At 37.7% G+C, this 12,354-nt stretch carries 12 protein-coding genes; 5 read left to right on the forward strand and 7 right to left on the reverse strand.

Annotated features, from left to right (window positions below; all coding sequences use genetic code 11):
• Positions 1-24 precede the first annotated feature (24 nt).
• On the reverse strand, positions 25-750 hold the full coding sequence (locus HDF25_RS00745) for an IclR family transcriptional regulator (RefSeq protein ID WP_184621775.1): 726 nt from the start codon (positions 748-750) through the stop codon (positions 25-27).
• Positions 751-844: 94 nt separating this feature from the next.
• On the opposite strand from HDF25_RS00745, the gene HDF25_RS00750 reads away from it, so the two are divergent.
• Entirely contained in the window at positions 845-1,798 is a 954-nt protein-coding gene (locus HDF25_RS00750) for an aldo/keto reductase (RefSeq protein ID WP_221450824.1), read from the forward strand.
• A gap of 80 nt (positions 1,799-1,878) precedes the next feature.
• On the opposite strand, the gene HDF25_RS00755 is transcribed toward HDF25_RS00750, so the two are convergent.
• The 3 genes from HDF25_RS00755 to HDF25_RS00765 form a co-directional block, all read right to left on the reverse strand.
• Positions 1,879-2,529 carry an HD domain-containing protein gene (locus tag HDF25_RS00755; protein WP_184621777.1) on the reverse strand — a complete coding sequence of 217 codons (651 nt, stop codon included), beginning with the start codon at positions 2,527-2,529 and terminating at the stop codon, positions 1,879-1,881.
• A gap of 100 nt (positions 2,530-2,629) precedes the next feature.
• On the reverse strand, positions 2,630-3,526 hold the full coding sequence (locus tag HDF25_RS00760; protein WP_184621779.1) for a helix-turn-helix domain-containing protein: 897 nt from the start codon (positions 3,524-3,526) through the stop codon (positions 2,630-2,632).
• Positions 3,526-4,602: an alkene reductase gene (locus HDF25_RS00765; RefSeq protein WP_184621781.1), complete on the reverse strand. Its 1,077-nt coding sequence runs from the start codon at positions 4,600-4,602 to the stop codon at positions 3,526-3,528. The genes HDF25_RS00760 and HDF25_RS00765 overlap by 1 nt, the downstream gene beginning before the upstream one ends.
• 81 nt (positions 4,603-4,683) lie before the next feature.
• Here HDF25_RS00765 and HDF25_RS00770 point away from each other — a divergent pair, with 81 nt between their 5' ends.
• Positions 4,684-5,541, forward strand: coding sequence for an AraC family transcriptional regulator (locus tag HDF25_RS00770; protein ID WP_184621783.1), 858 nt, complete (start codon positions 4,684-4,686; stop codon positions 5,539-5,541).
• 13 nt (positions 5,542-5,554) lie between these two features.
• Here HDF25_RS00770 and HDF25_RS00775 read toward each other — a convergent pair whose 3' ends face one another.
• The 3 genes from HDF25_RS00775 to HDF25_RS00785 all read right to left on the reverse strand — a co-directional run bounded on the left by HDF25_RS00775 (position 5,555) and on the right by HDF25_RS00785 (position 8,333).
• Positions 5,555-6,556, reverse strand: a complete 1,002-nt coding sequence (locus tag HDF25_RS00775; protein ID WP_184621785.1) for a sterol desaturase family protein — start codon at positions 6,554-6,556, stop codon at positions 5,555-5,557.
• A 43-nt stretch (positions 6,557-6,599) separates the two neighbouring features.
• Positions 6,600-7,532 carry a sugar phosphate isomerase/epimerase family protein gene (locus HDF25_RS00780; RefSeq protein ID WP_184621787.1) on the reverse strand — a complete coding sequence of 311 codons (933 nt, stop codon included), beginning with the start codon at positions 7,530-7,532 and terminating at the stop codon, positions 6,600-6,602.
• 282 nt (positions 7,533-7,814) lie between these two features.
• On the reverse strand, positions 7,815-8,333 hold the full coding sequence (locus HDF25_RS00785; RefSeq protein WP_184621789.1) for a hypothetical protein: 519 nt from the start codon (positions 8,331-8,333) through the stop codon (positions 7,815-7,817).
• Positions 8,334-8,628: 295 nt separating this feature from the next.
• Here HDF25_RS00785 and HDF25_RS00790 point away from each other — a divergent pair, with 295 nt between their 5' ends.
• The 3 genes from HDF25_RS00790 (at position 8,629) to HDF25_RS00800 (ending at position 12,196) form a co-directional block, all read left to right on the forward strand.
• Positions 8,629-9,939: an OmpA family protein gene (locus HDF25_RS00790; RefSeq protein WP_221450825.1), complete on the forward strand. Its 1,311-nt coding sequence runs from the start codon at positions 8,629-8,631 to the stop codon at positions 9,937-9,939.
• Positions 9,940-10,504: 565 nt separating this feature from the next.
• The gene (locus HDF25_RS00795) at positions 10,505-10,858 is read left to right on the forward strand and encodes a hypothetical protein (RefSeq protein WP_184621792.1); all 354 of its coding nucleotides are present in this window, start codon (positions 10,505-10,507) and stop codon (positions 10,856-10,858) included.
• 378 nt (positions 10,859-11,236) lie between these two features.
• Entirely contained in the window at positions 11,237-12,196 is a 960-nt protein-coding gene (locus HDF25_RS00800) for a pyridoxal-phosphate dependent enzyme (RefSeq protein WP_184621794.1), read from the forward strand.
• Positions 12,197-12,354: the final 158 nt, after the last annotated feature.

Genomic DNA, 12,354 nt, shown 5'->3' on the forward strand with positions numbered 1-12,354 from the left:
GATTCAACGATCTAGATGCTATTATCAGGCCGGCAACTTTGTAGCATACTTGCCTTGTTCCTTCAATAGTTTGTCAATAATATTTAAAGATTTATTAAACTCCGGCTCCTTAAATCTATAAGAGGGCCCTGATACGCAAAGTACTGCTATAGGTTTGTTTTTAAAAAAAATCGGCAGGGCTACGCAATTCAAATCGGGGTCATATGCTTGTATATCTAGTGCATACCCACTATTCTTTATGTCTTTTATTTCCTTTTCAAGTATTGATGGCTCCCCTGAATCGCTTGTTTTTACTATTGAATGTTGTAGATGTTCTGAATAGGCAAGGAAAGCTTTACCTATAGCGGTAGTAGCCATTTCATAATCTTTTCCCATGTTTAAGGTTATTTTGACTGCTCTGTTAGGTTCGCATTTTAATTCATGCCTATAGTAAGAACCCATCTGTACGGCAAGGTAGGAAGATTCCTGGGTCATCTCAGTAATCTTCTCCAAAATAGGACGGAGTTCATGTTTAAGTTCAAAGACTGAAAAAGAAGGGGCATACAGGCATTCCAGTTTTGGTGTAATCCGATACCTTGGACTAATCTCATCCTGTTCGAGATAACCCAGTTGTTTAAGGCTATTGATAAAGCCGTAAACAGTGGTCTTCTCTAATTCAAGCGCTTTGGCCACGTCATTTACTCTTACAAAATTGCCATTAGCTGCAATATACTCCAGAATCTGGAACGTTCTTTTAACAGATTGAATCATAAATTCATTATTGATGAACAAATTTACATTAAATTATTTATTGTTATGTTAAAGTTCGGATATGATTTACATTTGTCTCACTAGAAAAAAGAAAATGATACAAAAAAGAAAATTGGGCTCATCTGATATTATGATTGCGCCTTTGGTATTTGGAACAAATGTTTTTGGTTGGACAACTAACAATGCAATGACCTTCAAATTGCTGGATGCCTTCACCGAGCAGGGCTTTAATACAATTGATACTGCCGATGTATACTCAAAATGGGTTGATGGTCATGTCGGTGGAGAATCTGAGCTTGCAATTGGTAAGTGGCTAAAGCATTCAGGTAAAAGGGAACAAATTATATTAGCGACTAAGGTAGGGGCAGAGATAGCCGATAATAAAAAAGGGCTGAGTAAAAAATATATCATTTCAGCAGCCGAAGCTTCATTAAGGCGACTTCAGACGGATTATATAGATCTTTATCAATCTCATTATGATGATATTGAAACACCTGCTACAGAGACTTTGGAAGCTTATGATATTTTGATAAAAGCAGGAAAGGTTCGTGCCATAGGAGCATCCAACTTTACGCCAGAGCGTCTTCTGGAATCTTTAAAAACGGCTAAAGCAAATAACCTCCCAATCTATCAGACCTTTCAACCTGAATATAATCTGTATGACCGTAAAGACTTTGAGCAGCATATTCTACCTGTTGCATTAGAGAACGAGTTAAGTATTATCAGTTATTTTTCGTTGGCAAGTGGCTTTTTGACCGGTAAATACAGAAGTGAAACAGATTTGTTAAATAGTAAAAGGAGTGCTTTCGTGGGAAAATATCTTAACAGTAGAGGATTTGGTATCTTGGATGCGCTTGACAAAGTGGCTGCTAAACACAATACTGTTCCGGGAACAATTGCAATCGCATGGGTGCTGGCTCAGCCGGCAATTACTGCTCCAATTGCCAGTGCAACTAATTTAGATCAATTGGAAGGGCTAATCGCTGCGGTCAGTATTAAATTGGATCAGGAAGATCTGTCTTTGCTTGAAACGGCAAGCCTAATCTAAATCATAATCAGCAAGGCATTCTGTTTTTTCATATTGTCCGGCTCTCACATTGATAAGCAAATATACATTACTTAATCTGCCTATTCTGACCAGGGGGAGTGTAAAATACAATCGCAGAAATTTTTATGGTGGAAGTTGGGCAACATGAAGGCGCATACATCAGCTTTAATATTGCCGAAAGTAGTTTCTGTCTTATGTTCAAAGCCACCGAAAAACGTTGGAATGATTTTTTTCTTAAAACCATCCCTCGGAAAAGCTTTTATGATCTCCTCTCTGTGTCCGGGACTTAAATTCTCATAACCTTCACCCATTACATCCAATCCTACACCACTATACATGAGTGCTACTTCATTTTCTTTATGTTCTGCGATACCAATCGTTGTGTGCAGGGCAATAGTATCCCAGACTAACTGTAGTTTATCTTCTGCTATGCCATGACCTTTTAGGAAATTGCGCGCAGCATTTGCCCCATCTACTTCAAATCTAAGATCTGGGCTACTGTAATGTGGGACAAGCCCGAGATCGTGGAATACAGAAGCCACATACAGTAGTTCCGAATCATGCGGCAAACTATTACGTTGTGCATTTAATGATGAAAACAGGAAAACACGCAGAGAGTGGTTGTAAATAAATTCAGTACCATGTTCCAATAAAAGTGCTGTGGCCTGCGTTGCAATTTTACTGTCCGGAATGGTAATGCCGGCTATTTTTTTATAATGATTTATTGACATAACTTCAAATTTTTTGATTCAATTCAAAGGTATGGTGATAGTGTGTCTATGGGAATATCAATAGATACGTTTGACATGTCAAAATTTTCGGCATTTTTCTTTACATCCCAATGCTAATAAACTGGTTCCGATAATCGGCGGGAGATATTTTTGTATTCTTCTTAAAGAAATGGCTGAACTGCTCAGGGGTGCTGAAACTAAGCTGGCAGGCAATTTCCTTCACAGGGCTGGAACTAAATTGCAGGGATCTTTTGGCTTCGGCTACAATCTGTCCGTTAATAATCTCTTTTGCACTCTTGTGACTACATCGCCTGCAAAGTTCGCTTAACCGCCGGGCTGTAACGTTCAGCATCCGGGCATAATCACTTACCGCATGATAATTTTGATATTCGCTGCTAAGCAGTTCCATAAATTTACGGTATAACAGATAATCCTGACTGTCAAAGGTGCTTTCTTCTGTGATTTTTACATTAGCGAGCTTAATCATAATGATCTTCAGATAGGCTGCCATTGTATCGATATGATTAGTATATGGAGGTATGTTATATTCATTAAGCAAGGCTTTGAACAGAAAGTTGAGCTCATCCATTTCTGAACCGTTTAGCTGTAACCGTTGATTTGCAGCTGCATTATTAAATAGTACTGCCTTGCAGTTGCTTGCGCTCTTTGGGGTCTTCTCCCAAAAACAATCACCAAAAGAGACTATATAACCTGAGACCACTGAAGGAGTTTCAAATTGATAAACCTGACCTTTGGAAAGTAAAAAGACCTCATGCATCTTTATTTCAAAAGAATTATCATCTACAGTTAATATCCCTGTACCATTTTCTATAAATAGTATGCGATGATAACTAAGTCTGTTGGAAAACCCAGTATTGACAATCCGCTTCTCTAACCTCTCTATAGAAAATGAGTCGGTAACAGGTTGCTCTATCAGAATTTTTAATGCAGGTTTCACCAGATTGAATTTTGTGTAAAGATAGAAGGTCTTGCCCATTAATAGGAAGGATAATCAATATAGCCTTTGTCTCCACCCTGGTAAAAGGTTTCTTCATCCCAATCTGCCAATGGGCTGTCATTTTTTATACGTTCTACCAAATCGGGGTTTGAAATGTATAGTTTACCAAAAGCTACTAAATTTACAAACTGGGTCTGCAAAATTTCTTCGGCAGTTTTTACAGTAAAACCACCAGCGATCATAATGATGTTTTTAAAGCGTTGTCTTGCGCTTCGTAGAAAATTTAGCGGAATTGAAGGTCTTCCATTTGTAATTGCGTTAGAAAAGTGGATGTATAAAATATCTAATTTCTGTAACTCTTCAAGAATATACTGGTGTGTTGCCAACTCTTCAGGATAAGATTTTAAATCGTAGATTTCACGAAAAGGCGAAAGCCTGATTCCTACTTTATTCTTTCCAGCCACAGCAACAACTTCTTGCATTATTTCAAGCAAGAACCGGGTTCTGTTGCCAATACTTCCCCCGTATTCATCTGTTCTGATGTTACTCAATGGATTTATAAACTGGTCAATCAGAAAACCATGTGCTGCATGAATTTCAACACCATCAAATCCTGCTTCCAATGCATTTATTGCTGCCTGTCTGAAGGCTTGTACCCAAAATGGAATTTCTTCAAGATCTATGGAAATGGGCATTGTCATGGGTTGATGAGTATCATCAGGAATACGAATGGTTTCATTAACTTGTATTGCAGATGAAGATATCAAAGGTTCGTTGTTTTGTATTGCGGGATGCCCGATACGACCTGCTTGTACTAGTTGGGCAAATATTTTTCCTCCCTCAGCGTGGACAGCTTCTACAACTTTTTTCCAGGCTGTTTTTTGTTCTTCATTGTATATTCCCGGGGTATTCATATAGGCACCACCATTAGAAGAAATAGCAATATTATCCGAGATCAATAATCCGGCACCAGCTCTCTGCTGATAATAAGTAATCATAGAAGGGTGAGGTATTCCTTTTACTGCTCTGCGACGGTTCATAGGGGCCATTACAATCCTGTTGGAAAGAGAAATGTTTTCACTAATAAATGGCGTAACTAATTTTTTCTGTGACATGTTATTTTTTTTATCAAAATTAGTATCCAGCAATACTCCAAAACAGGGATAAAGAGTGGTTTTTTTTGTACTTTTCGAGTAATGAAAAGCAAACATCTACATAAACCTTTTGATATTTTTGTTTCGGATATGGAACACTGGAATGAGCGTCCGCTGATCTACCAGTTCTTCGAAATTGTACAGATAATGGATGGAGAAGGTATCAGGATTGTAAATGAAAACAAATTTCCATACAGCAAAGGGAGTATTTTTTTATTTACACCCTTAGATTGCAGAGGTTTTGAAAGTAGGACAAACACACGTTATTGTTCTATCCGGTTTTCTGAAGTTTTTCTTGAACAATACAAAACCAAACAGGAAAAAGAGAAAGTAATACAATGGCTGAAACAGTTAGAAACTATCTTTACTTACCATAATCGCTTTGAGCAGGTATTGATTAAAGAGAGCAGAGATTGTGATATGATTACGGCGTTAATTGAAAATATGCTGGTAGAATATGACAACAAGCCTTCTTATTATGATGAAAATTTACAGCATTTGGTGGTTCTTATTTTAAATATTATCTCCCGTAATGTTAACCCTCAGCAGATAACAGCTCACGCAAAAATGGATGAACCTCTGATTAATAAGATGCTGGTTTATCTGCATCAACATATTCATTGCCCGAAGAATTTAAGAATAAAGCATCTTGCAGAACAGTTTAACTTGTCTGCAAATTATATTGGTGAATATTTTAAAAATCTAACAGGAGATAGTTTGCATTGTTATCTGACTCAATATAAAATGAATATCGTCGAACAGCGGTTAATCTATAGTGAACACACAATAGGGCAAATTGCCGATGATTTAGGCTTCTCTGATGAAAGTCATTTAAGCCGGCAATTCAAAAAACATAAAGGAATAACAGCAGTTGCCTACAGAAAGCAATTTAAGCAATAAGTTGAAATCTTCATCAGGAATGGTTGACATCCTGTTCTTCTATAATAAATGAGTCACGTACAATTTTAGCTGTCTTATGTTCTCCTGTATGGCTCCAGCCTGGGGGCATAATGATGTATAGCAGCTTATTTTTGAATCCGGGAGCAGCAACAATATCTTTTCCCAAACAAATAAATTCGCCAAAATAGACATCCCATAAACTATTGGGATCCATTTCCCGACTAATACCATACTCGATTTTGATATCCGTTCTTTCATCCTGGTAAGTTCTGAAAACCCGGTCCCATATATTCAAAAGGTTGCAGAAATTGGTGTCCAGATACAATGGATTTCTGGCGTGATGCACCCGGTGATGTGAGGGGGTAAGCAAAATGTTGTTTAAGAATCCCAGACGTCCATCTTTAATAACGTTTTCACCTATATGGATAAATGAACCCCATAAACCATCGATGAACATGATGAAAAATAATAAAGCGGGATTAACCCCCAAGAGTATGCAGATAGAGGTCCGCACCACATCAGCATACGGCGCTTCTAAAAAGAAATGGGCGAAATTAACGGAGAGGTTCATCTGCTGTGGTGCATGGTGTGTGGAATGGAGACACCATAAAATCCTGACTTTATGTGCTAAACTATGATAAACAAAATGAGAGAATTCCCAGATAATATAGCCGTAAATCAGCCAGTACCAGGTAAATGTTGTCGTGAAAATGGCCCATTTTTCAAGTAATCCGATGCAGAATGCAACAGCAGCAATGGATATAAACCTTGAGATAAACCGATTTAACACAAATACCAGAAAAGGCATCTTGTATTCATCTATTTTAAATCGCTTATAGAAAAATGCCCGTATGAGTTCCAGTATGAGTAACAGGGGGATAATAGGACCCATCAGATTTTGTATGCCTTCTAATGTCGTTAGTGATCCGTAATTATTGGATTGCACCATTTTTATAATACCACCGATACCGAAGAAACCAGTGAGTTCATCGTATAATGTTTGCAATAGGTTCATTAGCTGATATAGTTGTTTTTAATTTATAAATTAATACTGATTGTTATAAGTACCTTTTCTTCCAGGCCTGCATCATATATACATTTATTGCCCACTGATCGGCAACAGGCTGATTGGTAAAAGGAATTGTCGGCATATAAGAAGGAGGTCCAAATTCAGTGAGCATAGTAAGTATTTGTCCCTGTTCTTTTTTTAAGGCAACTACCTTGTCCCACCAGGCGAAATGAGCATCTACTGCTGCTTTCCACTCGGGGGCACGTGGGTCACCAACCTGTGGACCTTCAGCATGGCCAACGCGGGAGTGGATATGATCTGTACGGGAAATGGCCAGATCAACAGTAGAAGGCTGATCTTCCAGTAAACTTTCGCTGACATTACACCAGTGGGAAATATCCAAAGTGATTCTCAGGTCTTTGTTTTCCTGTAAATAACGCAAGGATGCAGGAGCTGAATAGAGCATTCTTGATCTATGAGTTTCATGATAAATAGGGATACCTGTTTTTTTTGAATAATTAACCGTAAAATCAATAAACCGTTTGTTTTCTTCGTACGTGAAAAAATCCTTCCCGGAATGTACATTTATATACAGGGGTTGCTGGTGTTTGTTTCCGGTTGCATCTGCGAGTACCTTTTTAAAAGTTGCAAAATGAACATCTGGAGCTGGTTCGTCTCCCCGGCAAAGAAACCCTACAACTAACTGGTGTTCTTTTAACGCAATGAACAATTCTTTTTGCTGGTCAGGATCAGAAGGCCATAAAATTTCTATGCCATCGTATCCATCTTGTTTTGCCTTTCTGCAAAAATCGGTTACAGATCCATTGAAGCCCCAGTATGGTGCCATGATCTTTAACGCAAAGCCTTTTGCTGTTTTTACTGAGGTGGGATGGGGGGATCCGAATATTTCCAGTGAAGTTAAAAATAACGCCGTTGTTGCTACAAGGCTATTCTCTATGAAATTTCGTCGGTTGTACCCCATAATAAGTCTTTGGTTAGAAAATTCAAATTACATATTTTAACAATCTGTAGTATGTATTTTATTTGATATCTTAATTCGGTCGTGAAAATAAATACCCTTTTAAAACCTGAACAGAAGAATTTATTATTTTAACAGTGCGGCAGTTTACCCCTCTTTGATGTATGCGGGTATTTTCTTGTGGGGGCTATCATTTGGTGGTGTGCGAGAAAGTAGCCACTGCAATTAATGATTTATGTTATGAAAAAAGGACGCATAATACGCGTCTTTTTTTCATAACATTTATTAGAGCTTTTCTATTAATCCGATCGTGATTCCCTCAAAACAATCATCCTGACAACCATCTACTACATAACCGCAGGAAGAGATCATTCCGTTGTTCTTTGTTTCAAAGTAGGTTTTTGCATCTTTTCTTTTTAGCAGCCATACTGTTTTCGCTTTCTGATATACTTCTTCCAAAGTTACGGGATCAGAACCCTTCGGATGAGTTTTGAGATTGTTTTCATTTTCAATCCACTCTTCATATACCGTAACTTTTTTGGTTGGCTGATTCATTTTACTGGCTGTATACGAACGTTGTATCACCCGGCCATCTTTTACAGTTATTGTGGTTTCTGAACTCGTACCGGTCCAGGAAGCGGACGTACTGGTGTAGCGATAAGAGTTGTTTGATGATGCCTTGAAGTTTGTCCAGGTCTTATGGCTGGTATCATAATCATTTTCATGAACGATATCGCTTTTCTTACAGGAAGAAAGGAGGGTTCCTGTAAGCAGTACGATTAAGCAGAAGTAGTTTTTTTTCATGTTTGGGTTTTTATATAAAAACGAACGGCAGGTGCTTTTCGCTACAATTTATTTATTTTATTCAGTTTATTTTTAACTTCTGATTATTTGTTACGGGGTAATGCATAACTGGTCGGTGGGGCCTGGTCATGATGCGTATTTATCATTTTGCGAATTGTTCATGTGACAGGCAAACAAACAAAATATGACTTTTGTTGTTCTCTGTTTTAACACATTGATTTTCAGTTGTGAATGTTAGGTGAGGGTGCTTTATTCAATGTGCCGGATTTAAATTTCTAACCTAAAAACCATAAACATGAATTTAATTGAAATGTTAAAGGGCGAGTTAAGTGAACCACTAATCTCGTCCCTGAGTCAGAAAGCAGGAGTAAGTGAAGATCAGGTTAAAACTGGTTTTGCTGCTGGTATCCCTGCCGTTTTAGCCGGGATACTGAAAAACGGGGCTGCTCCTGGTGTATTGGATAAAATACTTCCTGGTGCCGGGAGTAAAACCGAAGATGTATTAAACAGTGACGGGGATTCCCTGCTGGAGAAAGGAAAATCCATGCTGGGTGGTTTATTAGGCAGCCACGCAAGTGACTTAACTGATTCTGTCTCTGCATCAAGTGGGTTGAGTACTGATAAGGCTGCTGGTTTAATGGCTATGATTGTCCCGGTAATTACCGGATTTGTTGCTAAGATCATGTCTGGCAATGGATGGAGTATCTCCGACTTATTAGGTAAGATTTTCGCAAATAAAGCTGATATCAGCGCTTCGTTGCCGCAAGGTTTGGGAGACTCTTTAGGTTTAGCTAATTTAAAACTTCCTGATGTGAATATCCCTAAAGTGGAAGTCCCAAAAGTAGAGATACCTAAAGTAGAAGTGCCAAAAGTACCTCCTGTAAGTTATGGAACTGTTCAGGAACCTAAATCAGGTGGTGGCTCTTTAAAATGGATCATTATTGTACTTGTCATTCTGGCGGCTATCTGGTGGCTTTTAGGTAGAACAGGTTGTAACAAAACAAATGGAACTCATATGACAGATAGTTTATCTTCTAAAGTTGATTCATTGGGTGGTAAGGTAGACTCTGCTACGGGGGCTGTGAAAGCTGCTGCTGGTGTTGTAGCCGGTAAATTAAATGAAGCCGGAGATTTTGTCCGGGATTTAGGTGCCAGTCAGGTTAAAAAGTTACCGGATGGTACCGAAATCAATATAGGTGAGAATTCCGTAGAGAGCAGGTTAATCTCATTTATTGAAGATAAAAATAAACCCGTTGATAAGACAACCTGGTTTACATTTGACAGGTTATATTTTGAAACCGGAAAAAGCATATTAAAAGCAGAGTCCCAGGAACAGCTAAAAAATATAGCTGCAATTTTAAAAGCTTATCCAAATGTACATCTGAAACTGGGAGGTTATACAGATAATACAGGAGATGCTGCGGTGAATAAGAAGATTTCGAATGAAAGAGCAAATTCTGCTATGCAGGAGCTATTGAAATTGAATGTGGATGCCAAACGTCTGGAAGCTGAAGGTTATGGTCAGGATCATCCTATTGCAAGTAATGATACGCCCGAAGGCAGAGCTCAGAATCGTCGTATTGATATACGCGTGACTCAAAAATAGGTATCCGTTAATATTTTCAGGAATAAACGCCCGGTCTGAACCAGATCGGGCGTTTTGATTTTAAGATTTCTCTTGTTTTTAGTACATCGCCATATTATTCTCTACGCTTATTCTGTACACCTGAGTTACTGACTAAAGCGTGTTTTGCTTTTATTTTATTAAATTTTTTTCTATAAAAAACATGTAATTTCATTGCTTTTATAGCCTGTTTTAATTGGGGTTAATCATGTGTTTTTAATCGTTTTTTAATTCTATGTTACTGTTGTATAATGAAATGTGTGTTTTTTTGAGATGGGGTGTTAACATATCCGTCTCTTCTTTTAGAAGCAATGAACCTAAAATATGGACGATTTATGATGATGTTATTTTACAAATACTCAATCGTACATCAAATGAAGAAAATATTTATATCATTTGTCTTTGCAATTGCATTGTTCACGTAGAGTATGGCTCTATTGGCGTAATAAAAAATATGTTTATTTTAAATTAATTAATTTTATGGTGTCCAATTTTTTGGAGAATTAATTAATGCTTTTAGCTAATCCGTGTTGTTCAAGCGAATTTTATGAATAAGACTTACCTGGTTTCTCTTTTTTTTGTGCTGTTGTTACCTCATTTGATTTTTGTAAAGCTAAATACAGATGAGGAGATAAAGAATATGAAATGTGATTTTCATCATAAAATAACATGTTGTCGTGTTGTAACACCCTTATATACTGGTAAAGTAGCGCCATTCCGTGTTTTAAAAGGGATGTTGTCTACTTCTGTTCGATGTTCCAAGTTCAGAAATGTGAAGTTTGTATTAACTAATTTGAATCAGTTGGTTATTTCTCTGAATAATCTGAAAACTGCCGGCCCCAGACCACAGGCCATGTCAGCCCTCATGTACCGTAGTGTCTCTGATTATAATGATGGTTAATTGTCAGATAGTCAGCTGTTAATTGCGTTTGTTTTGGTGTCTGATGGCTGTTGAGGCAGCGATGTTTTCTCTTTTCCTTCTTTAAACACCTTCTGGGAATAAATTGGTAATAATTTTAACTTCTTATGCCTTTAATGATAACTCTTTCTTAATATATAGTCTATTGAAATCGTATAATTTTATATTGTTTATTGTTGTAGGATTTATATCTATTCTTTTGATTAATCTTATGATGATTTTACACTTTTATTCTTGATTATGGTTAAAATAATAACGAAATGTTAAACAATTAAATAACTAAACTATAGAAAAAACGCCTTTGTACCTCGAATAATATGTTTTAAACTCACATTTATCTAATTTCAAATAACACTACCTATGTTAAACGAACTTGAAAAACTGGCCGCATTTATCGGCAACACCCCGCTAATAGAATTGAAGAATAATGATGCCAATCTATTTGCCAAACTAGAGTATAATAATTTCACTGGCAGCTCAAAAGACCGTGCCTCTTTCAGTATTATTTATAACGGAATCAGGGATGGGAAAATCAATGAAGATACGACCATCATTGCTTCAAGCTCAGGTAATCTGGCGATTTCGGTTGCCTCTATCTGTAAGCGGCTGAAGCTGAAATTTATTCCGGTTATTGACCCGAATATCAATTCAGCGTATGAAACGCTGTTAAACCTGATTTCTTATGAGGTGGTTAAGGTTACCGAACGGGATTATACCGGTGGTTACCTGTTAACCAGGATAGAGACAGTAGACAGACTACAGGCAGAAACCCCGAATTCTTTTATTGCTGACCAATATGGTGACCCGAATAATTATAAAGGTTATGCTGGTCTGGGTGAAGAGATCCTGAGTTCATTCAAAGATCTGGACTATATTTTCACGGCAGTGAGTTCCAGTGGAGCGATTACTGGTATCTCTTCTTATATCAAACAAAGACGCCCTGAGATCAAAATCATTGGTGTAGATGTGGAAGGGTCTGTGATTTTTAATGCAAAACCTGTAAAACGTTATATTTCTGGTATAGGTGCCAGCCGTATTCCTCCGATCATTGAAAACGCAATTATTGATGATGTGGTAATTGTATCCCAGCTGGATATTATCCGTGGCTGTTTTGAGCTGCTGAACGAGCAGGCAATTTTTGCCGGAGCTTCCTCAGGAGCTGTTTACCTGGCGGCCAAGAATCACGCAAAAGCGAATACCGTTAAAGCCACTTCTCTGATGATTTTTCCAGATAAAGGTCATACTTATCTGGATACGATCTACAACAAAGAATGGGGAGCGGAATTGGCTGTGAAACTTAAGGAAACAGAGCTCGTCTGATTAAAATCCAAACGCAACCACTCTAAAACACACCAGTTTTCTGGTACCTGACAGTCAGAATTTTCTGACTGTATGGGATTACTATATGAAAAATATATAATACCGACTGTGACAGCTATAAAATCTGGACAGCCGGCGATCAAAACAATTTAAAAATT

This window comes from Pedobacter cryoconitis (genome assembly GCF_014207135.1).
GTDB classification, from domain to species: Bacteria; Bacteroidota; Bacteroidia; order Sphingobacteriales; family Sphingobacteriaceae; genus Pedobacter; species Pedobacter cryoconitis_D.